The 20,984-nt window shown below is 66.5% G+C and carries 27 protein-coding genes; 11 read left to right on the forward strand and 16 right to left on the reverse strand.

Annotated features, from left to right (window positions below):
- Position 1 precedes the first annotated feature (1 nt).
- The 3 genes from POM99_RS09100 to POM99_RS09110 all read right to left on the reverse strand — a co-directional run bounded on the left by POM99_RS09100 (position 2) and on the right by POM99_RS09110 (position 2,803).
- The gene (locus POM99_RS09100; protein ID WP_277276962.1) at positions 2-841 is read right to left on the reverse strand and encodes an arginyltransferase; all 840 of its coding nucleotides are present in this window, start codon (positions 839-841) and stop codon (positions 2-4) included.
- Positions 842-1,131: 290 nt separating this feature from the next.
- Complete coding sequence (locus tag POM99_RS09105; protein WP_277276964.1) at positions 1,132-2,391, reverse strand: threonine ammonia-lyase; 1,260 nt, start codon at positions 2,389-2,391, stop codon at positions 1,132-1,134.
- A gap of 37 nt (positions 2,392-2,428) precedes the next feature.
- Positions 2,429-2,803 (reverse strand): VanZ family protein, encoded by a 375-nt coding sequence (locus tag POM99_RS09110; RefSeq protein WP_277276966.1) that lies wholly within the window; start codon positions 2,801-2,803, stop codon positions 2,429-2,431.
- A 170-nt stretch (positions 2,804-2,973) separates the two neighbouring features.
- On the opposite strand from POM99_RS09110, the gene POM99_RS09115 reads away from it, so the two are divergent.
- Complete coding sequence (locus POM99_RS09115) at positions 2,974-3,882, forward strand: NAD(P)-dependent oxidoreductase (RefSeq protein ID WP_277276968.1); 909 nt, start codon at positions 2,974-2,976, stop codon at positions 3,880-3,882.
- A 209-nt stretch (positions 3,883-4,091) separates the two neighbouring features.
- Complete coding sequence (locus POM99_RS09120) at positions 4,092-5,807, forward strand: amidohydrolase (protein ID WP_277276970.1); 1,716 nt, start codon at positions 4,092-4,094, stop codon at positions 5,805-5,807.
- 163 nt (positions 5,808-5,970) lie between these two features.
- Here POM99_RS09120 and POM99_RS09125 read toward each other — a convergent pair whose 3' ends face one another.
- The 7 genes from POM99_RS09125 to nagZ all read right to left on the reverse strand — a co-directional run bounded on the left by POM99_RS09125 (position 5,971) and on the right by nagZ (position 10,468).
- The gene (locus POM99_RS09125) at positions 5,971-6,246 is read right to left on the reverse strand and encodes a hypothetical protein (RefSeq protein WP_277276973.1); all 276 of its coding nucleotides are present in this window, start codon (positions 6,244-6,246) and stop codon (positions 5,971-5,973) included.
- Positions 6,247-6,458: 212 nt separating this feature from the next.
- The gene (gene tatC, locus POM99_RS09130; RefSeq protein WP_277276975.1) at positions 6,459-7,256 is read right to left on the reverse strand and encodes a twin-arginine translocase subunit TatC; all 798 of its coding nucleotides are present in this window, start codon (positions 7,254-7,256) and stop codon (positions 6,459-6,461) included.
- Complete coding sequence (tatB, locus tag POM99_RS09135; RefSeq protein WP_277276977.1) at positions 7,253-7,705, reverse strand: Sec-independent protein translocase protein TatB; 453 nt, start codon at positions 7,703-7,705, stop codon at positions 7,253-7,255. Before tatB ends, tatC begins: the two co-directional genes overlap by 4 nt.
- Before the next feature lie 26 nt (positions 7,706-7,731).
- Positions 7,732-7,989: a twin-arginine translocase TatA/TatE family subunit gene (tatA, locus tag POM99_RS09140; RefSeq protein ID WP_277276978.1), complete on the reverse strand. Its 258-nt coding sequence runs from the start codon at positions 7,987-7,989 to the stop codon at positions 7,732-7,734.
- Positions 7,990-8,043: 54 nt separating this feature from the next.
- On the reverse strand, positions 8,044-8,652 hold the full coding sequence (gene scpB, locus POM99_RS09145) for an SMC-Scp complex subunit ScpB (protein WP_277276980.1): 609 nt from the start codon (positions 8,650-8,652) through the stop codon (positions 8,044-8,046).
- Complete coding sequence (locus tag POM99_RS09150) at positions 8,649-9,452, reverse strand: segregation and condensation protein A (RefSeq protein ID WP_277276982.1); 804 nt, start codon at positions 9,450-9,452, stop codon at positions 8,649-8,651. The genes scpB and POM99_RS09150 overlap by 4 nt, the downstream gene beginning before the upstream one ends.
- A complete protein-coding gene (gene nagZ, locus POM99_RS09155) occupies positions 9,452-10,468 on the reverse strand; it encodes a beta-N-acetylhexosaminidase (protein ID WP_277276984.1) in 1,017 nt (338 codons plus the stop codon). Before nagZ ends, POM99_RS09150 begins: the two co-directional genes overlap by 1 nt.
- 296 nt (positions 10,469-10,764) lie before the next feature.
- Between nagZ and POM99_RS09160 the strand changes: the two genes are divergently transcribed.
- Positions 10,765-11,088 (forward strand): hypothetical protein, encoded by a 324-nt coding sequence (locus POM99_RS09160; RefSeq protein WP_277276986.1) that lies wholly within the window; start codon positions 10,765-10,767, stop codon positions 11,086-11,088.
- Between the two features lie 125 nt (positions 11,089-11,213).
- Here the strand turns inward: POM99_RS09160 and POM99_RS09165 are convergent, their stop codons facing one another.
- Both POM99_RS09165 and POM99_RS09170 read right to left on the reverse strand, forming a co-directional pair.
- Positions 11,214-11,537, reverse strand: a complete 324-nt coding sequence (locus tag POM99_RS09165) for a GIY-YIG nuclease family protein (RefSeq protein WP_277276988.1) — start codon at positions 11,535-11,537, stop codon at positions 11,214-11,216.
- A gap of 388 nt (positions 11,538-11,925) precedes the next feature.
- The gene (locus POM99_RS09170) at positions 11,926-13,584 is read right to left on the reverse strand and encodes a M28 family peptidase (RefSeq protein WP_277276990.1); all 1,659 of its coding nucleotides are present in this window, start codon (positions 13,582-13,584) and stop codon (positions 11,926-11,928) included.
- A 170-nt stretch (positions 13,585-13,754) separates the two neighbouring features.
- On the opposite strand from POM99_RS09170, the gene POM99_RS09175 reads away from it, so the two are divergent.
- The 8 genes from POM99_RS09175 to arsH all read left to right on the forward strand — a co-directional run bounded on the left by POM99_RS09175 (position 13,755) and on the right by arsH (position 17,923).
- Positions 13,755-13,955: a hypothetical protein gene (locus POM99_RS09175; RefSeq protein WP_277276992.1), complete on the forward strand. Its 201-nt coding sequence runs from the start codon at positions 13,755-13,757 to the stop codon at positions 13,953-13,955.
- A 124-nt stretch (positions 13,956-14,079) separates the two neighbouring features.
- Positions 14,080-14,310 (forward strand): hypothetical protein, encoded by a 231-nt coding sequence (locus tag POM99_RS09180; protein WP_277276994.1) that lies wholly within the window; start codon positions 14,080-14,082, stop codon positions 14,308-14,310.
- A gap of 175 nt (positions 14,311-14,485) precedes the next feature.
- Positions 14,486-14,956, forward strand: a complete 471-nt coding sequence (locus POM99_RS09185) for a YbjN domain-containing protein (protein WP_277276996.1) — start codon at positions 14,486-14,488, stop codon at positions 14,954-14,956.
- 237 nt (positions 14,957-15,193) lie between these two features.
- Complete coding sequence (locus tag POM99_RS09190) at positions 15,194-15,550, forward strand: ArsR/SmtB family transcription factor (RefSeq protein WP_277276998.1); 357 nt, start codon at positions 15,194-15,196, stop codon at positions 15,548-15,550.
- A gap of 25 nt (positions 15,551-15,575) precedes the next feature.
- Positions 15,576-16,067: an arsenate reductase ArsC gene (locus tag POM99_RS09195; protein ID WP_277277000.1), complete on the forward strand. Its 492-nt coding sequence runs from the start codon at positions 15,576-15,578 to the stop codon at positions 16,065-16,067.
- A complete protein-coding gene (locus POM99_RS09200; protein WP_277277002.1) occupies positions 16,064-16,744 on the forward strand; it encodes an aquaporin in 681 nt (226 codons plus the stop codon). The genes POM99_RS09195 and POM99_RS09200 overlap by 4 nt, the downstream gene beginning before the upstream one ends.
- On the forward strand, positions 16,737-17,177 hold the full coding sequence (gene arsC, locus POM99_RS09205; RefSeq protein WP_277277004.1) for an arsenate reductase (glutaredoxin): 441 nt from the start codon (positions 16,737-16,739) through the stop codon (positions 17,175-17,177). The genes POM99_RS09200 and arsC overlap by 8 nt, the downstream gene beginning before the upstream one ends.
- Complete coding sequence (gene arsH, locus POM99_RS09210) at positions 17,174-17,923, forward strand: arsenical resistance protein ArsH (RefSeq protein ID WP_277277006.1); 750 nt, start codon at positions 17,174-17,176, stop codon at positions 17,921-17,923. The genes arsC and arsH overlap by 4 nt, the downstream gene beginning before the upstream one ends.
- Positions 17,924-18,132: 209 nt before the next feature.
- Here the strand turns inward: arsH and POM99_RS09215 are convergent, their stop codons facing one another.
- The 4 genes from POM99_RS09215 to POM99_RS09230 all read right to left on the reverse strand — a co-directional run bounded on the left by POM99_RS09215 (position 18,133) and on the right by POM99_RS09230 (position 20,983).
- Positions 18,133-18,540, reverse strand: a complete 408-nt coding sequence (locus POM99_RS09215) for a TadE/TadG family type IV pilus assembly protein (protein ID WP_277277008.1) — start codon at positions 18,538-18,540, stop codon at positions 18,133-18,135.
- A complete protein-coding gene (locus POM99_RS09220) occupies positions 18,537-18,983 on the reverse strand; it encodes a TadE/TadG family type IV pilus assembly protein (RefSeq protein ID WP_277277010.1) in 447 nt (148 codons plus the stop codon). The genes POM99_RS09215 and POM99_RS09220 overlap by 4 nt, the downstream gene beginning before the upstream one ends.
- Positions 18,983-20,239: a TadE/TadG family type IV pilus assembly protein gene (locus tag POM99_RS09225; protein WP_277277012.1), complete on the reverse strand. Its 1,257-nt coding sequence runs from the start codon at positions 20,237-20,239 to the stop codon at positions 18,983-18,985. The genes POM99_RS09220 and POM99_RS09225 overlap by 1 nt, the downstream gene beginning before the upstream one ends.
- Before the next feature lie 168 nt (positions 20,240-20,407).
- Positions 20,408-20,983 carry a polysaccharide biosynthesis/export family protein gene (locus POM99_RS09230; RefSeq protein ID WP_277277014.1) on the reverse strand — a complete coding sequence of 192 codons (576 nt, stop codon included), beginning with the start codon at positions 20,981-20,983 and terminating at the stop codon, positions 20,408-20,410.
- Between the last annotated feature and the right edge of the window lies 1 nt (position 20,984).

The raw sequence follows: 20,984 nt of genomic DNA on the forward strand, positions 1-20,984 counted from the left end.
GTCAGGCGCGGCGGCGATCCGCTTCGGGAAGCTCGTCCTTGCGCGTGGGCGGGGCCATATCGTCGCGCCGCAGGGCCACGGCACGGTCGATGGCGCTGGCCTGCTCGTCGGGCTCAAAGCGCGTCCAGCCTTCGCGGCCCAGCCGCTCCAGCGGGCGATAGCGCACCTTGTACTGCATGCGCGCCGATCCTTCGACCCAATAGCCGAGGTACACGTAGGGCAATCCGATCCGCGTGGCGTGGAGGATGTGATCGAGGATGATGAAAGTGCCAAGCCCGGTCCGCGTCTCGTGATGGGGATCGTAGAAACTGTATATCATGGAGAGGCCGTCGCCCTGGTGATCGGTGAGGCAGGCCCCCACCAACTTCCCCGGACTGCCGTCGGCATTGGGCTCCCTGTACTCGATCACATAACTTTTCACCGGGGTATGTTCCACCATGTCGGCGAAATCCATTTCGTCCATGGTGGCCATGCCCCCTCCCGGATGGCGGGCGGCAAGATAACGCTGCAACAGCTCGAACTGTTCCGAGGTGGACCAAGGTTTGCACGCGGTGACGATCAGATCCTGGTTCTGCTTGATCGCCTTCTTCTGCGAAGAGCTGGGCCGGAACTCGTTCGCCACCACGCGCACCGATACGCAGGCGGTGCAATCGATGCAGCTGGGGCGATAGGCCACGGTCTGGCTGCGGCGGAATCCGATGCGGCCCAGCGCATCGTTCAGGTCGTCGGCGTTCGGCCCCTTCAGCTCGGTGAACACCTTGCGCTCGTTGCGGCCCGGCAGATACGGGCACGGCGCCGGGCTGGTCACGAAAAAGCGGGGAAAGCGGACGGGCGCAGTCACGGCCGGGTCTTGATCCTCTCGCCCGCCGGCCCATCCGGCGGTGCGTCTATGAAAGGACAATGCCCGGCTGGCGCAAGAGGTAAAAGCGCCTTAACCAACATTAGTGGTTAACTCTTGACGATTTGAACCGGCAAACGTTGCCGCCCGGCCCGCTGTCCCGCCCCGGGACGCACCCGACGCCAGAAGTTAACGCCAACTGTTCCATCCGGCCGTTCGCAAAGCTCAATGCCCGTGAGTGTGGCTGCGGTGGAGCGGGAATGGTGGGGTGCGAGAACCGGCGCGCAGCCAATTCAGCCCAGCTCCACCTGCTCCAGCTCGTACCCCTTGCCCCGCAGCGCCTCCACCAGCCGGTCGATCTGCTCGCGATCGCGAGCTTCGCATTCGATCTCGGCCGTCAGGCCCTTGGCCGGCAGGCTGGTGAAGATGCGGTTGTGCCACACTTCCAGGATGTTCACCTGGAAACGGTTGAACTCCTCCACCACCTTGAACAGCGCGCCCGGCCGGTCCTGCAGCGTGATGCGCAGGCGGCCCAGCCGGCCCGACCGCGCCAGGTCACGCAGGAGCACATTGGCCAGCAGGCGCGTATCGATGTTCCCGCCGGTCAGCACGATGCCCACCTTGCGCCCGGCAAAACGCTTCTTGTGCGTCATCACCGCGGCCAGCCCCGCCGCACCCGCACCTTCGACCACGGTCTTCTCGATCTGCAGCAGCAGCGCCACTGCGGTTTCCAGCGCGGCCTCGCTCACCAGCACCACGTCGTCCACCATCCCGGCCAGCGTGGCCGACGTGAACAGGCCCGGCGCCTTCACGGCGATGCCTTCGGCCAGCGTGTCCCCGCCGCATGGCATGTCGAGATGCTTGAGATGCGCATACATCGATGGGAACAGCGATGCCTGCACGCCCACCAGCCCGATCGAAGGCTTGATCCCGCGCGCCGCCACGCCCATCCCGGTCAGCAGCCCGCCGCCGCCGATCGGCACCACCAGCGTCTCGATCTCGGGCGCGTCTTCCAGCATTTCCAGCGCCACGGTGCCCTGGCCCGCCGCCACCTGCGGATCGTCGAAGGGGTGGACAAAGGTCATCCCCATCTGCCGTTCCATCGCGCGCGCATGGGCATAGGCTTCGTCGAAGGTCTCGCCTTCCAGCACCACCGTGCCGCCCACGCTTTCGGTCTGCATGATCTTCACCACCGGGGTGGTCTTGGGCATCACGATCGTCACCGGCATGCCCAGCCGCGTGCCGTGATACGACAGCCCCTGCGCGTGGTTGCCCGCGCTCGCGGCAATCACGCCCTTCGCGCGCTGTTCCTCGGTCAGCTGCAGCAGCGCGTTCAGCGCCCCGCGTTCCTTGTACGCGGCGGTGAACTGCAGGTTCTCGAACTTCAGCCAGATTTCCGCGCCGGTGATCTTGCTCAAGGTCTTGCTGTAAAGCGTCGGCGTGCGCACCACCTGCCCGCTAATTCGCGCCGCCGCCGCACGAACATCGGCGAGCGTCAGCGTCGCGGCCTCTTCGGGCGCGACTTCGGCGGTGGCGAAAGCACGGTTTTCCATGCGCGGCCCCTAGTCCAAAGCGGGGCGAAAGGGAACCTCAATCCCGCGTGAATGCCGCCTTGGGCAGCTTGAGCAGCCACAGTACGCCCAGCACCGCCAGGATCGCGATGGTGTCGGCCACCCAGTCGCGGATGTCGCAGTCACGGCGCAGCCACTTTACCGACTGCACCACTTCGATCAGCGCGCCCACGAATGAAAGCCGCTCGGCGATGCGCCAGCGCGGCATCGCCGGAAAGGCGAAGGCCGCCAGCATGGTCATCGTGCCGAAGGCGATCATGTGCTCGGCCTTGTCACCCCACCGGTCCAGCGCCAGGTGCGGTGGATGGGGCAGCACCGCCATCGTCACGGCAAAGGCAAGTACCAGCCAGAAGGCGATTTTTTCGGCGAGGCTCAACGTATTGCGCTGCAACATGAATGGTTGGCTGACACGCCGCCTCCCTGCGCGCAAGCCCGATCCGCTCGCAACCGGAGCCAGTTCGCGCCGGGCGTGGCCCGCATGGGGCGGGTCGTTCAGCGATCATCCAGCCCCCCGCCCCATCAACACTCTGGCGCGCGCCGCCAAACCCGGTAAGTGTCGCAGGCATGACCGAAACGACCTCCTCCCCCCTCAACGTCTCGATGATCGGCCTCGGCGTAATGGGCGGCGCCATGGCGCGCCACCTCGGCAAGGCCGGCCACCGCCTTACCATCTACAACCGCTCGCCCGCCCGTGCCGAGGCATGGCTCGCCGCCAATCCCGGCCTCGCCGCGCACGTCGCCTCCACCCCTGCCGAAGCGGCCGAGGGCGCGGATGCAGTGATCACCTGCGTCGGCAACGACGATGATCTCGCCGATGTCGTGCTCAGCCCCACCGGCGCCTTCACCACGCTGCGCCGCGGCGCGCTGTTCATCGACCATACCACCGTTTCGGCGCGGATCGCCCGCCAGATCGCGGTGGAAGGGCGTGACAAGGAACTGCTCTGCGTCGATGCCCCGGTCACCGGCGGCCAGTCCGGCGCAGAGGCCGGCACCCTCGCCATCATGTGCGGCGGCAGCGAAAAGGCGGTCGACGCCGCCCGCCCGGTGCTCGCCGCCTATGCCAAGCGCGTGGTCCATGTCGGCAAATCGGGCGCTGGGCAAACCGCCAAGATGGCCAACCAGATGTGCATCGCCGGCGCGCTTGCCGGCCTGTCCGAAGCGATCCGTTTCACCCAGGCCGCGCGGCTCGATCCCGACAAGGTGTTCGAGGCGATCTCCGGCGGTGCCGCCCAATCGTGGCAGATGGACAACCGCTGGCACACCATGGTGAAGGGCGAATTCGACTTCGGCTTTGCCGTGGACTGGATGCGCAAGGACCTCGGCCTCGCGATCGAGGAAGCGCGCAACCTCGGCGCCAGCGTGCCCACCACCGCGCTGATCGACCAGTTCTACGCCGATGTCCAGGCGCTCGGCGGCGGCCGCGAAGACACCAGCGCCCTCATCCGCCGCCTGCCCAAAAAGGGCAGCGCCTGAAAACCCCACCCCCAACCCCTCCCGCTCATCCTGAGCTTGTCGAAGGAGGGAGGGGAGCGAGACTTGCCGAACCGAAGGTGAGGCCTGGTCGCAGCGGGGTGGGCCTTCAAACCCAGCGCAAACGACACTACACCTACCTCCATCCCAACCCCGTTCGTGTCGAGCGAAGTCGAGACACCAAGCGCAGCCCAACCCCGAGAGCCCCGCCCATGCGCCTCCTCCTCACCGCCGCCGTCCTGCTCGCCTTTACCACCCCCGCGCTGGCCGACACCCTTGTCGACAACGTGAAGGGTCAGCGCATCGCCGATGACGGCTCGGTGCAGCCGGTCGCCGCCTTCACCTTCGACGATGCCGGCGTCATCACCGCCGTCTACGCCCCCGGCCAGAAGCCTTCGAAAAAGGGCGTGAAGTTCCACGTCGATGGCCAGGGTCGCGTGTTGTTGCCTGGCCTGATCGACGCGCACGTCCATGTCATGTCCACCGGCTTTGCCGCCATGACGCTGGACCTGTCGGAAACCACCTCGCTCGCCGACGCGCTCAACAGGATCAGCACCTTCGCCGCCGCGCACCCCGATCGCGCGTGGATCATCGGGCGCGGCTGGAACCAGGAGCGCTGGAACCTCGGCCGTTTCCCCACCGCGGCCGAGCTTGACATGGTCGTCCCCGGCCGTCCGGTCTGGCTGCAGCGTGTCGATGGTCACGCCGGCTGGGCCAACACCGCCGCGCTCAAGGCCGCCAACATCATCGCCACCACGCAGGCCCCTTCGGGCGGCTCGATCGAGCGCAAGGCCGATGGTGCCCCCGCCGGCGTCCTCGTCGATGCCGCGATGGAACTGATGGACAAGGTCGTCCCCGCCCCCACGCCCCGTGATTATGACGCCGCGCTGCAGCTGGCCCAGCGCGATTTCTTCCGGCGCGGTCTCACCGCCGTTGCCGACATGGGCACCGATTTCAAGGACTGGCAGGCCTTCCGCCGCGCGGGCGACGCCAACCAGCTCTATGTGCGGATCATGTCCTATGCCTCGGGCGTGGACAACATGGTGCTCATCGGCGGCCCCGGCCCCTCGCCGTGGCTCTATGCGGATCGCCTGCGGCTCAACGGGGTGAAGCTCTACATGGATGGCGCGCTCGGCTCGCGCGGCGCATGGCTGAAAGCGCCTTATGCCGACAAGCCTGATACGCACGGCCTGCCGCAGCTCACCCAGACCCAGCTCGGCAACCTGATGAGCCGCGCCGCGATGGACAACTTCCAGGTCGCCGTCCACGCCATCGGCGATGAAGGCAACGCCGTGCTGCTCGGCGCGATTGCTGATCTGACCGAAACCTACAAGGGCGATCGCCGCTGGCGGCTGGAACATGCGCAGGTGATCGATCCGAAGGACTGGCCCATCGTCACCCGCATCGCCGCCAGCGGCGGGGTCGTCGCCTCGATGCAGCCGGTCCACCAGACCTCGGATCGCCTCATGGCCGAAGCCCGCCTCGGCCCCGATCGCCTTGCCGGCGCCTATGCGTGGAAATCACTCAAGACCGCCGGCGCGCGCCTTGCCTTCGGGTCCGACAGCCCGGTCGAGCTACCCGACCCATGGGCCGGCCTTGCCACCGCGATCAGCCGCGAGGACGAAACCGGTGCCCCTCCCGGCGGCTGGCAGCCACAGGAACGCGTCGACCGCGCCACCGCCCTGTCCGCCTACACCAGGGACGCCGCATGGGCCGGCTTTGCCGAAGCCCGCTTCGGCCGCCTCACCCCCGGCCAGCGCGCAGATTTCATCCTCGTCGATACCGACCCCACCACCGCCACGCCCGCACAGATCCGCAAGACCAAAGTCTTCCAGACCTGGGTCGGCGGCGGCAAGGTGTGGGACGCTGACCACCCTGAAGGCGGCGCGAGCGCGAGCGGGGAACCGGATTCAAAGAAGAAGCGTTAACCCGCCCGACGCGGAAGGCGAACGGGAGCATCTCCAGGCACCCAGACGCTGCGTTGCGCCGCCGGGCCTTCCCTCCCCCGCCACGGCGCACCCCACAGGGGAAAATACCCATTCCTTCAGGCGGGGGCCCAGCGCCCCCGCCGAAACTTCATGGGGTGGCCGCTCATCGCTCGTCGTAAAATGTGCTACCCTTGTTGTGTGCAGAAAGCAGCTGGAGGATACCGATCTGCCAGCTGTCATCGATTGTCAGGCTGGGCGGTTCACTGCCCCAAATTGCAGCCGAAGCGCCGACGGTGAATTCCTTCGCCAGCCGGGAAAGCACCTTCGCCGCTGCCTTCTCCCTTGTCGCGCCATAGGCGTGACGCGTCGTATAAAACCCGCGTACGTCGTTCGAACAGCCAACATCGCGACCATGGATCATGAAGCGGTAGAACGGCATCGGCAGATTACTCACCATCCGCACAACCGCCGCAATACTCAAAAGGCCGAACAGCCCAAAAGGGGGGAAGCTCCACCCCGAAACTGCTCCTGGTGAGCCTGTCGAACCACCACACCCAACCTCAAGGTTTGTGCCAGCACCCTTCGTCCTTCGACGGGCTCAGGATGAGCGCAGGGTAAGCGGGTCTGTTGCAATCGGGCAGCCGCAGAAGGTTATGGCACCACCACCGCCCCGCCTTCCGCCTCGGCTTTCGCCTTTTCCTCGGCGTCCTTCTTTTCCACGAAGCGCATCACCACCAGCGTGCCTTCGAACAGCACCAGCAGCGGGATCGCCAGCATCAGCTGGCTGACCACGTCGGGCGGGGTGATCACGGCGGCCAGCGCGGTGATCGCCACGATCACGTATCGCCGCGCCGCAACCAGCTGGGCGCGCGTGATAATTCCGGCGCGGTTGAGCAGCATCAGCAGCACCGGCAGCAGGAAACTGACCCCGAAGGCGAGGATGAACTGCATCACCAGCGCCAGGTATTCCTCGATCCCCGGCAGCGCCTCAAGCTGCAGCCCGCCCTTGTCACCCTGAAAGCCGATGAACCACTTGAACGCGGTCGGCATCACGATGAAGTAGGCAAGGCTCGCTCCCATGCCGAACAGCACCGGCGTGGCGATCAGGAACGGCAGGAACGCCTTCTTTTCACGGGCATAGAGCCCCGGCGCAACGAAGGCCCACAACTGGTTGGCGACAATGGGAAAACTGAACAGGAACCCGCTGAACAGCGCCACTTTCAGGTTCACGAAGAACGCGGAATAGAGCTTGGTATAGATCAGCCGGCCATGCCCGGCGGGGAACGCTTCCGACAGCGGGTGGACCAGGATCGCCAGGATCTGATCCACGCAATAGTACGAGATCGCCGAAGTGATCGCCAGCGCATAGACACAGCGCAGGAGCCGTGTGCGCAGTTCCAGCAGGTGGTCCATCAACGGCGCCTGCGTTTCGTCGATGTCGCTGATCATCGCGTTTCGGCCCCGCCCGTCTCAGGTCCACTCAGGGTGCCCTCAACCGGCTTCAGTCCGTCTTGACCCCCGCTCAGTCCATCTTGACCCCCGGTCAATGCAGGGACCGGATCGGTCGGCGCGTGGGCCGCGATCAGCGGGTCAACCGCATGATCCTTAACGATATTCTGGTCGGCCGCCGCCTCCACCGTCTGCCCGGCGGCTGGATCGGGGGTCGGGTTGGCCGCCATGATCGCCGCGTTCTGCTCGCGCCACTTCTTCTCCAGCTCCTCCATCTCCGCCTCGCGGATCATGGTTTCGATCCCCGCGCGGAAGTGGTTGGAAACGCGGCGAACCTTGCCGATCCACCGGCCTGCGGTGCGCAGCGCCAGCGGCAGGTCCTTCGGGCCGATCACTACGATCGCCACGATGACGACCAGCAGCAGCTCGGAAGGCGCGATGTCGAACATTCAGATGCCTGAAAAATGCAGCAAGATCAGGCGGTCGGGCCGCTGTTCTGCTGCTCGGTCTGAACCGGCTGCGGCGCGGCCGCTGCTGGCGGCGGCGGCGGGGTCTGCGGAATCTGCGCGGCGGGCGGGGTCAGCGGGGTTTCCGTGCCCTCATTCACGCCCTTCTTGAACTCTTTGATTCCCTTGCCGAAATCGCCCATCATTTCGGAAATCCGGCCACGGCCGAACAGGATCAGGACCACCAGCGCCAGGATGATCAGGTGCGGTAGGGAAAGGCCACCCATCGTAATTCTCCTTCGGCCCCCAGATAGGAGCATTCGCGGCGATCCGCCACCTTTTCAGGCAGATTCGCCATCCTTTTCAGGGCGCGCCCCGTTTGCCGCACTGTCTGCCGGGCCTTCCGCCGTCAAGCTGGCATAGGCGTCGTCCACCGGATCGAGCAGCCCGGCGGCGCGCAATTCGTCGATTCCCGGCAGGTCGCGCCGCGATTCCAACCCGAAATGCGCGAGGAATTCGGGCGTGGTGCCATAGATCGTCGGCCGCCCCGGCACCTCGCGCCGCCCGGCCACGCGCACCCAGCCCGCCTCCATCAGCACGTCCAGCGTGCCCTTGGCGGTCTGCACCCCGCGGATCGCCTCGATCTCGGCGCGGCTGACCGGCTCGTGATAGGCCACGATCGCCAGCACCTCGGTCGCCGCGCGGGTCAGCCGGCGCAGGTCTTCCTTTTCCCGCCGCAGCAGGTGGGCAAGGTCCGCCGCGGTCTGGAAATGCCAGCGCCCGCCGCGCTCCACCAGCTCCACCCCGCGCCCCTGATAGTGCGCCGCCAGCTCCGCCAGCGCATCCTTCACCGCCGCCCCGTTCAGGTGGCGCGAAATCTCCTCGGGGGTCATCGGCGCCTCGGCCGCAAACAGCGTCGCCTCCACCGCTCTGACAAGGTCATCGATCATTTCGCCGCCCGCAGCATCAGCGGGCCGAACGTCTCGCTCTGCGCGATGTCCGCCTTGCCCTGCTTGGCCAGTTCCAGCGCCGCCACGAAGCTCGACGCCAGCGCCGATTTCACCAGCCGGGGATCGTCATCGCGCGAAAGCACCGGCAGGAACTGCCGCAGGTCGGTCCAGTCCAGCGCCAGCCCGAGCAGCGAGGACACGCGCGAAAGCGCCGATTCCAGCGTCATCACCGGCCGTTCACGCACCATGTGCACCACCGGCGCGGTGCGCGCCTTCACCTGGCCATAGGCCTGGATCAGATCGAACAGATCACAGTGCCAGCGGTTGCGCCGGTCCACGCGCAGCCCCTCGGGCGCGCCCCGGCTGAACACGTCGCGCCCCAGCCGGTCTCGCGCCATCAGCCGCGCCCCCGCCTCGCGCATCGCGCCCAGCCGCTGCAGCCGCAGCTGCAGCTTCAGCGCCAGTTCCTCGGGGCTTGGCTGCATTTCCGGATCGCGCGGCAGCAGCAGCAGCGATTTCAGCCAGGCCAGCCACGCCGCCATCACCAGGTAATCCGCCGCCAGCTCCAGCCGCAGCGATTCCGCCCGCTCGATATAGCCGAGGTACTGGTCCACCAGCTCGAGGATCGAGATCCGCCGCAGGTCCACCTTCTGCCGCCGCGCCAGGTCGAGCAGCAGGTCGAGCGGCCCTTCCCAGCCGTCCAGCTCAAGGTAGAGCGCCGCGTCCTCGGTCGCGCCCGAACCGATGCCGTCCCATTCGGCATCGGCGTCGAACGCCAGCTGGGCGCCCTCCCCGTCCATCACGCCAGCGCCAGCAACCGGTCGCGCTTTTCGGCCAGGCCTTCGCGCCGCGCCACATCGGTCGGCCCGTCGAACGCCGCAGTCCCCGCCAGCGCCCGCTCCAGCCGCGCCGCCGTGTCCGCGCCCATCGGCGCCAGCGCCCTGGCGATGCCGACCATGTCGTCCATCTTCGCCCAGCAGTTCAGCGCCAGGTCGCACCCCGCCGCCTGCGCCCGCGCCGCGCGCTCGGGCACCGTGCCCGAAAGCGCCTCCATGTCGAGATCGTCGGTCAGCAGCAGGCCGCCAAAGCCGATGCGCCGCCGGATCACCTCGCCGATCACGAAGGGAGACAGCGTTCCCGGGTTATCCGCATCCCACGCGGTATAGCGCACGTGCGCGGTCATGCCGATGGCCGCATCGGCCAGCGTGCGGAACGGCGCGATGTCGCGCTCCAGCTCCTCGGCGCTCGCGGTCACCGTGGGCAGTTCCTTGTGGCTGTCGGCCATGGCGCGGCCGTGGCCGGGCATGTGCTTGACCACGCCCGCCACCCCGGCGCGCGCCAGCCCGTCCAGCGTGGCGCGGCCCAGCGCCGCCACGCGCATCGGCTCGGCCCCCAAGGCGCGATCACCGATCACGTCGTGCGCCCCCGGCTGCCGCACGTCGAGCAGCGGCAGGCAGTCCACGCTGATCCCCGCTTCGGCCAGGTCCAGCCCCAGCGCCTCGGCATTGGCGCGCGCCGCCTCGATCGCGCTGGCCGGCGCCGTGTCATAGAGCGTGGCGAAGCGCTCGCCCGGCGGATAGGCCGCCCAGACCGGCGGCTTCATCCGCGCCACCCGCCCGCCTTCCTGGTCGATGCAGATGAAGGTCCGCGCCCGCCCGTGCAGCGCGCGCAGCTCGTCGGTCAGCGCGCGCAGCTGCGCCCGATCCGCCACGTTGCGCCCGAACAGGATATACCCCGCCGGGTCCGCATCGCGAAAGAACGCGCGCTCGTCATCGCTCAAAACCGTGCCCGAAAGGCCGAAAATCGCCGGAAGCATGGCGCAGGAATCGCGGACTTGCGCCCCATTTGCAAGCACGCTGCGGCGCGCCGTGGGGGATAATTGGTGGGGTGGGTTAGCATCGAAGGGCCGGTTTTTGCCCTGACATGGGCGGCGGCTCAACTTCTCACGTCATCCGCACTCAAGGGTAAAAGCTTCTGCTCGCGACACATCAGCTTTGCAGTCATCTTGAAGCGAAGCTATGTCGGGCTATGTTGCCGACCTTACTGCGCTCTCTGCCGTATTTGGTTCATACAAACCGAGAGCTAGGTTTGATGCTTGCAGGTGAGAAACCGATGGCGTCATTCGCCGACGCCAAGGGGCGCTTTCCTGACGTCATGGTAAGGTACCTGAGGCTTTTTGATCGCCATGTCGCGGAGGGACGGCTCGTGCGCATGGACCATTTTTCTGAAGAGACAGGGACGCCTGCCTACATTACTCACTGGATATTATTCGCCCTACCAGGCCATGAATGGCGAATGCAGGCAATGATTGATCTTATGACTGGTAAGGAACCGTGGTCACCCGCCCTTGAGCGCCGGCAGGGGGAGCTGCTTGGGTACACGGACGCGATGAACGACTACTGGCTGGAGTTCGTCTACGGAAAGTCGGCAGTCTGAAATCCCCTTTTTAATATTGTATCGCCCTCTCAGAAATGGTTCCGATGGCTACCCTTGGCTCACCAGCTAAACACAACACCTCCGACCAAAACCCACCGTCGCCCCGTGCTTGACACGGGGCTTGGCTACCTCGCGCTCTCGCCTTGCCCCGCCGCCTCAGGATACCACTGCTCCCACAAATCCAGCCAGTCGGGATTGTCGGCCTCGATCAGCGCGAATTTCCATTCGCGGCGCCATTTCTTGACCAGCTTCTCCCGGGCGATGGCGGGTTCGATTTCCTCGTGCCGTTCGGCATAGACCAGGCGCGTCTTGCCAAAATCCTTCACATGGATCGCGCCTTGGCCCTCGCGATGCTGCCATACGCGGCGGATCAAGTCGGACGTGACGCCGACGTATATGCCGCCGCGATAGCGGTTCGCTATGATGTAGACCCAGCCGCCCTTCTCCATCGCGCCAGCATGTCAGACGATGGGTCGCGAGGAAAGCCAAGCCCCGTGTCAAGCACGGGGCGACGGGGAGGTTGCTCCCTTTACTGTCCTATTTTTCCAGCTCGCTTGCCGAGGCCAAACCAACCCGCTCGTGGTGCGCTTGTCGAACCACCACCGCGCACCCCCACCGCCAGCGCCAGCACCCTTCGACAGGCTCAGGGTGAGCGGGGTTGGGCGCTATCAAAATGAACCAAACGGGACGTCCACTTCCCACTAACCCCACCGTCGCCCCGTGCTTGACACGGGGCTTGGCTACCTCACCCTCTCACCTCGCCCCGCCGCCTCAGGGTACCACTGATCCCATAAGTCGAGCACGGGGCGCTGGGAAGGTTGCTAGAGTTTGCCCCCACTACTCCCCACCCGGATCGCTCACGAACGCCGGCGGGGTTGCCCCGTCCGCCAGCTTCCACGCCGAGAGATAGGCCAGCCGCACGATCCTGGCCATTTTCGCATAGTTGATCTTGTCCGCGGTGTCGGTGGTGTGGTGGTAATCGGGGTGGAAGCCGGTGTTGAACCACACCGCCGGCACGTCCTTCAGCACGAAGGGGAACTGGTCGCTGCGGAAGAACACGTTGAGCGCGTTCTCGCGGTCGAAGCGGTGGTCGAGGTCCAGCCCGATGCCCTTGTTGGCCTGGGTTATCGTGCGGTCGAGGTCGGGGCTGTAGCCGCCGCCGATCACGTTCAGCCGGTTGGTGGTGTCGGCCGGAATCTCGATCAGCCCGTTGGTCTGCTCGCTCGCCGCCTCGTTGCGGCCGATCATGTCGAAGTTGATCATCGCCCGCGTCGTCGCCAGCGGGCGCAGCGGGTGCATCGCCATGTAATAGCTGCCCAGCAGCCCGCGCTCTTCCGCCGCGAAGACCACGAACAGGATCGACCGCTTCGGGCGAACCCCCTTGCCCTTCGATGCGTTGGCCATGAAGGCGCGGGCCAGTTCCACCACGCCCACCGTACCCGATCCGTTGTCGTCCGCGCCGTGCCAGATTTCGGGTCCGTTGAACCCGTCGTGATCGTGGTGCGCGCTCAGGATCACGGTCTCGGCCGCCAGCCCGGGGTCCGATCCCGGCAGCAGGCCCACCACGTTGGCCGATGCGCCGCGCGTGCGCACGGTGTTTTCCAGGTGCAGCCGCACCGTGGCGCCGGGAATGGCGCGGCCCTGCGGCGTCAGGTCCCTGTCGATCGCCGCCTGCAGTTCCTGCGGGCTCGCCCCCGCGCCCGCCAGCAGCGCCGCGCCCACCGCGTCGGACACGGTCAGCACCGGGATGTGCAGTTCATCGTCCACCAGCGCCTGCGATGGCAGCGGCGGCACCCGTTTCGCGCTGCCGCCGATGCGGTTGACCCGCTCGATGTTCGATGGATGCTTGCGGTTGGGCTCGGCCACCACGACCAGCGCCAGTGCGCCGTGCGCCTGCGCGTTCAGCGCCTTCACCCGGTTGGTGGCGTGGCGCGTGTTGCCCGTGCCGCCGAAGCGCGATTTCGCGTCGTTCTCCTGCGGCTCGTGCTCGAACACCACCACGATCCGCCCCTTCGCATCGAGCCCGCGATAGTCGTCATAGCCCACGCCCGGCGCGGTCACGCCATAGCCGGCAAAGGCCAGCGGCGCGGCGATGTCCACATCCTCGCGATAGCCGCCGAGGAAATCGGGCGCTTTCCATATCTTCGCCTCGCCGCCGACTTCCAGCGTCAGCGTATTGGCCGCGCTCGCCGCGCGATATTCCACCAGCGGCACCGGCTGGAAAAAGCTCGGCCTGCCATCCGCGCCCACCGCGCCCGGCTGCAGCCCCGCCTTGGCGAACTCGGCCGCCACCCACTGCACCGAAGCCTCGTCCCCCGGCTGCAACGACATGCGCCCCTGCAGCGCGTCGGAAGCAAGGAACGTCAGGTCCGCGCGCAGGTCGCTTTCTGCGATCGTGGCATATCCGGCTTTCGCCGCCGCCGGCACATCGCCATCCGCCGCAAGGCTCGCCGTTGCGGTCAATGCAGCCGCAATTCCGATCGCCACCCGCTTCATGCCAGCCTCCTGCCCGGCCGCACACCAGCAGCCGCGGTCAACAGGTATGGCAGCCCGCGCAAACTTGTAAATGCGCAGGTCACACCCCATCTCGGTGGCATCGCCAGCAAACGCTTTGCACTCTGGCGGCTGAGAGACCGCGCGCTCCCGCATCTTGCCGGAGCATGGTCATGGACCTCGATCACCTTCAGTCCCAGCACCGCGCCGCCCTTGCGCGCGCGGCCGAAGCGGGCGTTCGCGCCGGTGGCTATGACATGGTCGGCCATTATCGTGCGCGGATCGAGCGGGCGCGCCGCAACTTCGGCCTGCCATCGTTGCCCGAATGGTGCCGCATCCCGGCCTCCATCGGCCCGGTGGGCACATTTTCTTGAAAAGACTGCGCCGCAATCGCGCGCTTCTGGAAAACGTGCGGCCCTGCGCGCCCGGCCAGCGCCCCATCGCATGGCCCCCGCACTGCCCTTATCCCCGCGACAACGCGACCTGGAGGAACGACCGATGAGCCGAGCAATGAACCTTGCCGCCACCGAAGAGGCCGTGCTTGCCGCCTGCAAGAGCAAGGCGATCCGCATCAGTTCGCTCGAACCGCTGCTGTCGGGCGGTTCGCACCTCGTCTGCCTGACCAGCGAAGGCGCCGATGTGGCGCGCGGGCTGTTCAAGGGGATCATCATCGAAGGCCCGGTGCGCCGCGTCGCCTTCCATCGCAGCGACACCACGCGCTACCGCTGATCGTCGCGCCATGGCCCCGGTGTGACGCAGGCCATTGCGAAACGTTACAGTTGGCCTAATCTGGCCAGCAGGGGGACTGGCGGGGTCAAAAGCACCGTCGAGACTTGCGGCGACCCGGGGGTCGTGTCGTCGCGCCAGCGCGGTTCCTCGTAACATGGACGAAGAGGGACCACGCATGAACTTCACCCGCATTCTCGCCCCCACCGCGCTCGCCTGCGCGCTCGTCGCCCAGCCGGCGCTGGCCAAGGCCTATCCCGATGGCGGCGTCACTGGCGAGGAAGTCGCCGCAGACCTGATCGCCGCGGGCAACACCGCCACGGTCAGCAAGGACAGCGGCGGCGACCCGCTGATCAAGACGGCGTTCAAGTTCGGCACCGCCGAAGTGAATTATTACATCCTGTTCTATGGCTGCAAGACAGGCCGCTGCTCCTCGCTGCAGTTCGTCGTCAGCTTCGATGGCGATACGTCGAAGGTGGCGGAATACAACGCCAACAAGCGCTTCGCCCGCGCCGCCAATCCCGAAGGCAAGACCATCCGCGTGACCTATGACGTCGACGTGGAACGCGGCGCCAATTCCGAAGCCATCGCCAACTGCGCCACCCGCTTCAGCGCGATCATCCTGGATGCGGTGAAGACGCTGGGCTGAGACAATCGGAGGGGCGCGGGCCTGACCGGCAAAAAGCTGCAGCGGCCCGTTACCCCTCCGTCAGCCTTCGGCTGCCAGTTCCCCTTCCAGGGGAGGATTTCCTCTCTCGAGATATCTTCACCTCGCGATGAGTGGTTGAGGGGTAATTCCCGCACAGCGCTCGCAGGACAGAACGCAACCCTTGCCCCCGCTCCCATGCTTCGATATTTCCATATTTATCGAATCGTCGGAGAATCCATGAACGCCGTACCGCCCACTGCAGCGCACACCATCCGCGCGCTATCCGCGCTGGCGCAGGAACACCGGCTTGCCGCGTTCCGCCTGCTGGTGCAGGCCGGGCCCGATGGCCTGCCTGCGGGCGAACTCGCCACGCGGCTCGGCCTGCCGGCCTCATCGCTCTCGTTCCATCTCGCCCAGCTCGCCAACGCCGGGCTGGTAGAAGCGCGCCGGCAAAGCCGCTCGATCATCTACACCGCAGCGCTACCCGCCATGAACGCGCTGCTCGGCTATCTCACCGAAAACTGCTGTGGCGGCCTGCCCTGCGATGTCGCGGCCGCCTGCTGTGAACCGGAAGAAGCACGCGGCGCGGCCTGAAGCGCAGCATTCCTTGGGGGGAACCATGAACATCCTGATCCTGTGCACGGGCAATTCCGCCCGCTCGATCCTTGGCGAAGCCATCCTCAACCACCTGGGCGCCGGGCGCGTCACCGCGTTCAGCGCGGGCAGCAAGCCCAAGGGCGTGCCCCATCCCGGCGCGCTGCGCCTGCTTGGCCGCCGCGGCATCGATACCACGCCCTTCCGCTCCAAGAGCTGGAACGAATTCACCGGCGCGCAAGCCCCGCGCATCGACATTGCCATCACTGTTTGCGGCAATGCCGCGGGCGAGGCGTGCCCGGTGTTCATGGGCGCGCCGATCAAGGCGCACTGGGGGCTGCCCGATCCCGCCGATGTGGAAGGGACAGAGGCAGAAGTGGATGCCGCCTTCGAAATGACGTGGACCGCGCTTGAAGCCCGCGTCCACGCCCTGCTCGCACTTCCGTTCGAAACGATGGAAAAGCGCCACCTGCTCGATGCGCTGAACACGATCGGCCAGATGGAGGGCGCAGCGTGAGGCGCGCCATCGCCGCCGAAGCCGTCGGCAGCGGCCTGCTGTTCGCCACCGTGATCGGCTCGGGCGTGATGGGCGATACGCTTTCGGGCGGCAATGTCGCCGTCGCCCTGCTTGGCAATACGCTCGCCACGGGTGCGATGCTCTATGTCCTCATCACCATGTTCGGGCCGATATCGGGCGCGCATTTCAACCCGGCGGTCACGCTCGTCTTCCGCCTGCTCGGCACGCTTGGCACGCGGCAGGCGCTGGCCCATTTCGCGGCGCAGATCGCCGGTGGCCTTGTCGGCGTGTGGATCGCCCACGCCATGTTCGGGCTCGATATCCTGCAGTTTTCGGCCAAGGCGCGCACCGGGCCGGGCCAGTGGACTTCGGAAGTCGTCGCCACCTTCGGGCTTGTGCTCACCATCCTCGGCACGCTGCGCCACCGCCCGCAATCCGTGCCCACCGCCGTCGCGCTCTATATCACTGCGGCCTACTGGTTCACCTCGTCCACCAGCTTCGCCAACCCGGCGATCACCCTGGCACGCAGCCTGTCCAATACTTTCGCCGGCATCGCCCCGGCCGATGCGCCCGCCTTCATCGCGTGCCAGTTCGCCGGCGCGGTCCTGGCCCTCGCCACCGCCCGCGCGCTCTTTCCCGAAGCCGATCTTGCCAAGGACGCCACCGCCGATGCCTGATGCCGCACCCGTCGATATCGTGATCTATCACAACCCCGAATGCGGCACCTCGCGCAATGCGCTGGCGATGATCCGCAATGCCGGGATCGAGCCGCACGTGGTCGAATACCTCAAGACCCCGCCTTCGCGCCCGCTGCTGGAAAGCCTGATCGCGCGCGCCGGCCTCACCCCGCGGGCCCTGCTGCGAGAAAAGGGCTCGCCCTATGCGGAACTGGGCCTCGACAACGCGGCGCTCTCCGATGCCGCACTGGTCGATGCCATGATGGCGCACCCCATCCTGATCAACCGCCCGCTGGTGGTCTCGCCGCTTGGCGTGAAGCTGTGCCGTCCGTCGGAGGAAGTGCTCGATCTCCTGCCCGCGCCACAGCGCGCCGCCTTTGCCAAGGAAGACGGCGAGCGCGTGGTCGATGCCAGTGGAAACCGCGTGGCATGACCGATCCCGCCTTCACCCGGCTGCGCCCGCTGGCAGATCCGGCGCACCTGCCCGCGCTGAAGCCCGCCTATCTCCATGCCAGCCCCGCGCTCGGCCTCGGCGACCTGGCCCCGCCGCCGCGAGTGCTGCTGCTTTATGGCTCGCTGCGCGAACGCTCCTATTCGCGCCTGGTGGTTGAAGAATGCGCGCGGCTGCTGCAGCTGTTCGGCTGCGAAACGCGCATCTTCGATCCGTCTGACCTGCCCCTGCCCGATCAGGTGGCGGGTGACGATCATCCCGCCGTGCATGAACTGCGCGCCCATTCGCTGTGGTCCGAAGCGCAGGTGTGGTGCAGCCCGGAACGCCACGGCCAGATCACCGGCATCATGAAGACGCAGATCGATCACCTGCCCCTCGCCTACAAGGGCCTGCGCCCAACCCAAGGCCGCACGCTCGCGGTGATGCAGGTCAGTGCGGGGTCGCAGTCGTTCAACTCGGTCAACACCCTGCGCGTGCTCGGCCGCTGGATGCGCATGTTCACCATCCCCAACCAGTCCAGCGTCGCCAAGGCCTACGAGGAATTCGACGAGGCCGGGCGCATGAAGCCATCGAGCTATTACGACCGCATTGTCGACGTGATGGAGGAACTCGTCCGCTTCACCGTCCTGCTGCGTCCCCATGCCGATCGGCTGGTGGACCGCTACTCCGAACGCGTGGAACGCGATTGCCCGGTCGAAACCCCGGTCGAATCCGCGCGGCTGGTTTAATCGGGCCCCCCATTGTCCGGGAGGCCTGCGCCACTCGCTACCCCTCCGTCAGCCTGCCGACTGCCCCCCTTCCAGGGGAGGATTTCTCCAGAATGCATTTATCCTCCCCCGCAAAGCGAGTGGGACCGTCCCGCTCATCCTGAGCTTTTCGAAGGAAGGGTGGTGGAGGGGTAGTTCCAGCACTGCACAAGCGGGCGAAGCGCCCCCCATCAAGTCGCCGTGAACACCCGCCGTTTGGCGCCGATGTTGAACGGCCCCAGCCGCATCACCACCAGATCCACGGTATAGTTCCACTTGGCCTTCACCTCGATGCTCTTCACTGTGGCGGAATACTGCGTGCGGGTCACCGTCGCGGTCACCGCCTTGGGAATGAAGCCCAGCCCGCGCAGCCGGAACCGCGCCTTGATCTCGGCATCGGTCGGCGTGGGGTAGATCGTGGCATAACGGCTTGCCTCTTCCACCGCGTGGTTGATGGCGTTGCGAGCATACATCACCTCGCCCAGCTTCATCACGCCCAGCAGCATGAACAGAATCAGCGGCATGCAGAACGCGGTCTCCACCACGGTGGCTCCGCTGCGGCAGGCGGCAATCCGCCGTAAAAGCCCGCGCCCGCTCACTGCATCCGCCCCGTCGCCACGCCTTTTGGCCGGGTAAGCCCCATCCTGCTGTAGATCTGCCCGCCAAAGATCGGGGTATAGGTCGTCGTCGCGGTCACCTGCACGAAGTCGGCGCGGCTGTCGGTGTCGTTGGGGCACGGCCCCTGCGCCAGCTTCACGCCGTCGCCGTTGCATTCGGTCCACTTCACGATGGCGAAGCTGCTGGCGTCCCACCCGCTGTCGCTGGCCAGCTGCGCCTGGATCTGCGCGTCGCTTACCGGGGCAAGGCCGCCTGCCACCGCCATCTGCGCGCCGGCCATGGCCAGCTGCTTGGCATAGACCTGCCGCGCCATCGCCATGGTGAAATCGATCGTGCCGATGATCGCCAGCATCAGCGCCGGCATCACCAGCGCCGTTTCCAGCAGCACCGCGCCGGCCCGATCGCGCCAGAGCCGCCGCAGCATCATCCGATCAGCCTCACCAGCTTGCCGTTGAACGCGCCCGCGCCCGAACTGGTCGGGCAATTGTTGGTCACATTGGTGTTGCCGCCAAACGTCACATAGCGGGCGGCGATCTGCATGCACGGCGTGCTCATCCCGCTGTTGCCGGTAAAGCGCACCATGCTGCCCTTCACATAGATTGCGCCCTGGAACGAAGATGTGTTGTCCCCGGTCACTGTGAAGGTGGTCTGGTTGTTGTACGAAGCGGTCCTCTGCTGATACATCAGGATGCCGGCGTAAGTGCCCGATGTCGAAGCGGAAAGCTGGATGGTCGAGGTGCCGGCGGCGGTGAACTTGCCCGGCGAGCTGGGGTTGTTCTGGTTCAGGAAGATCAGCGTCACCCCACTGCCGCGCAGCTTGGCGTTGGCGTCCACCTGCACATCGCCACCCATGATGTAATAGATGCCGGGGTTCAGCGTCAGGTCGCCACTGCTGCGCAGCGAGCTGTAGCAGCCCGGCCCGATCGTCTCGACGAAGTTGTTCTTGGTCCAGTAGTTCTGCGTCGCCCCGCAGCTGGGCGAAGGGTTTGGCAGCGCGCCCAGCGGATCGGGCAGCGCAAACATCTTTTCGGCGATCGTGGTGGTGCTGGTGATGCCATTGCCGCGCGTCACCGTACCGGCGGTATAGAGCGTGGGCACGTCGATGTACTGCCCCGTCGCCGCCAGCGCGCCGGTCGCCTTGGAGTTGGACGCCGCCCCGCACTTCATGGTCAGCGATGCGCTGCCGGTGATCGCCAGCGAGCTGGTGTTGCTGCTGTCCATCGCCACCACGCAGTTGGCTGCCCCGGCAAAGGCGCTCGCCGTCGCCTCGGCGTTCAATGCCACCGACCTGTTCATGAAGATCCCCATGAACGGCAGCGTCTGCACCGAATTGAGCGAGACGCGCACGGCATAGGGATCGTTCTTGCCCGGCCCGGTGCTCGGCGTCGCTTCGATCGCGGTATAGGTGATCGCGCCCTTGGCGTTGTATCCCACCGCCTTCTTGACCGAGGCCGTCACGTCCTGGGAGCTGATCTTGGCCAGCGCGCCGGCCTGGGCGCCCATGTCGGCCGCGTTGCGCAGGTCGCGCTTCAGCATCACCATCTGTGCTGCGTCCACGCCCAGCCCGACCATGCCGACCATCGGCACCAGCGCCAGCGCGGTGAGGATCGCCGCCTGCCCGCGGGAATCACGCCGCAATGCCCGCGCCTTGCCGGTGAGCAACGCCACTATGCCCGCCATGCTGAATGCCCCGGTTGGAAAATTACCAACCAAAGGTATAGCGAATCAGGGTGATTGCGCCTTAACGCCCCCTACGCGCAAACCCCTATCGGGTCATCACCACCACGGTCCTCCCGCCTGCCGCAGGGGATGGGTCCTGGCTTTCGCAACCTGCGCGTTGGCGCCCGATCAGAAGTATCGCTCGCCGATCCGGATCGTGTCGCCCGGCAGCACGCCCACCTGCTGCCCGCGCAGTTCGACCGACGCTTCCCCCGGCGAGGTCTGCCGGCGCAGGAACGCGGTCTTCTCGTTCGCGCGATAAGTGTATCCGCCCGCAAGCGCCACCGCCTGCTGCACGGTCATCCCGGCAACATAGGGATACTGGCCCGGCTTGTTCACTTCGCCCAGGATGTAGAAGGGGCGATAGTTGAGCACTTCCACACTCACCCGCGGATCGTTGACATAGCCTGCGGCCAGCTTGCCGGTCAGGTCCTTGGTCACCTCGTCGATCGTGCGGTTGCCCGCCTCGATCGATCCGATCAGCGGAAACGCCACCGCGCCCGCCGGCGTCACATTGTATTCGCCGGTCAGCGCGGGTTCGTTATAAACCGTGATGCGCAGCTTGTCGCCCGCACCCAGGCGGTAGCTTTCAAGCCCTTGCGCCACTTCGGCGGCGGAAATCGGCGGGGCGGAATTGCCCGCGCAGCCCGATACGAGCGTCGCAGAAAGCGCCAGCGATGCAGCCGCGACGATAAACTTGCGCATG

Source organism: Novosphingobium cyanobacteriorum (assembly GCF_029436685.1).
GTDB classification, from domain to species: domain Bacteria; phylum Pseudomonadota; class Alphaproteobacteria; order Sphingomonadales; family Sphingomonadaceae; genus Novosphingobium; species Novosphingobium cyanobacteriorum.

What these genes read in the sequence shown, in the direction of transcription:
- POM99_RS09105 (WP_277276964.1), bottom strand. Translation starts at nt 2,391, where the DNA reads ATGGAAAACCGTGCTTTCGCCACCGCCGAAGTCGCGCCCGAAGAGGCC.
- POM99_RS09110 (WP_277276966.1), bottom strand. Translation starts at nt 2,803, where the DNA reads ATGTTGCAGCGCAATACGTTGAGCCTCGCCGAAAAAATCGCCTTCTGG.
- POM99_RS09115 (WP_277276968.1), top strand. Translation starts at nt 2,974, where the DNA reads ATGACCGAAACGACCTCCTCCCCCCTCAACGTCTCGATGATCGGCCTC.
- POM99_RS09120 (WP_277276970.1), top strand. Translation starts at nt 4,092, where the DNA reads ATGCGCCTCCTCCTCACCGCCGCCGTCCTGCTCGCCTTTACCACCCCC.
- POM99_RS09125 (WP_277276973.1), bottom strand. Translation starts at nt 6,246, where the DNA reads ATGCCGTTCTACCGCTTCATGATCCATGGTCGCGATGTTGGCTGTTCG.
- tatC (WP_277276975.1), bottom strand. Translation starts at nt 7,256, where the DNA reads ATGATCAGCGACATCGACGAAACGCAGGCGCCGTTGATGGACCACCTG.
- tatB (WP_277276977.1), bottom strand. Translation starts at nt 7,705, where the DNA reads ATGTTCGACATCGCGCCTTCCGAGCTGCTGCTGGTCGTCATCGTGGCG.
- tatA (WP_277276978.1), bottom strand. Translation starts at nt 7,989, where the DNA reads ATGGGTGGCCTTTCCCTACCGCACCTGATCATCCTGGCGCTGGTGGTC.
- scpB (WP_277276980.1), bottom strand. Translation starts at nt 8,652, where the DNA reads ATGATCGATGACCTTGTCAGAGCGGTGGAGGCGACGCTGTTTGCGGCC.
- POM99_RS09150 (WP_277276982.1), bottom strand. Translation starts at nt 9,452, where the DNA reads ATGGACGGGGAGGGCGCCCAGCTGGCGTTCGACGCCGATGCCGAATGG.
- nagZ (WP_277276984.1), bottom strand. Translation starts at nt 10,468, where the DNA reads ATGCTTCCGGCGATTTTCGGCCTTTCGGGCACGGTTTTGAGCGATGAC.
- POM99_RS09160 (WP_277276986.1), top strand. Translation starts at nt 10,765, where the DNA reads ATGGCGTCATTCGCCGACGCCAAGGGGCGCTTTCCTGACGTCATGGTA.
- POM99_RS09165 (WP_277276988.1), bottom strand. Translation starts at nt 11,537, where the DNA reads ATGGAGAAGGGCGGCTGGGTCTACATCATAGCGAACCGCTATCGCGGC.
- POM99_RS09170 (WP_277276990.1), bottom strand. Translation starts at nt 13,584, where the DNA reads ATGAAGCGGGTGGCGATCGGAATTGCGGCTGCATTGACCGCAACGGCG.
- POM99_RS09175 (WP_277276992.1), top strand. Translation starts at nt 13,755, where the DNA reads ATGGACCTCGATCACCTTCAGTCCCAGCACCGCGCCGCCCTTGCGCGC.
- POM99_RS09180 (WP_277276994.1), top strand. Translation starts at nt 14,080, where the DNA reads ATGAGCCGAGCAATGAACCTTGCCGCCACCGAAGAGGCCGTGCTTGCC.
- POM99_RS09185 (WP_277276996.1), top strand. Translation starts at nt 14,486, where the DNA reads ATGAACTTCACCCGCATTCTCGCCCCCACCGCGCTCGCCTGCGCGCTC.
- POM99_RS09190 (WP_277276998.1), top strand. Translation starts at nt 15,194, where the DNA reads ATGAACGCCGTACCGCCCACTGCAGCGCACACCATCCGCGCGCTATCC.
- POM99_RS09195 (WP_277277000.1), top strand. Translation starts at nt 15,576, where the DNA reads ATGAACATCCTGATCCTGTGCACGGGCAATTCCGCCCGCTCGATCCTT.
- arsC (WP_277277004.1), top strand. Translation starts at nt 16,737, where the DNA reads ATGCCTGATGCCGCACCCGTCGATATCGTGATCTATCACAACCCCGAA.
- arsH (WP_277277006.1), top strand. Translation starts at nt 17,174, where the DNA reads ATGACCGATCCCGCCTTCACCCGGCTGCGCCCGCTGGCAGATCCGGCG.
- POM99_RS09220 (WP_277277010.1), bottom strand. Translation starts at nt 18,983, where the DNA reads ATGCTGCGGCGGCTCTGGCGCGATCGGGCCGGCGCGGTGCTGCTGGAA.
- POM99_RS09225 (WP_277277012.1), bottom strand. Translation starts at nt 20,239, where the DNA reads ATGGCGGGCATAGTGGCGTTGCTCACCGGCAAGGCGCGGGCATTGCGG.
- POM99_RS09230 (WP_277277014.1), bottom strand. Translation starts at nt 20,983, where the DNA reads ATGCGCAAGTTTATCGTCGCGGCTGCATCGCTGGCGCTTTCTGCGACG.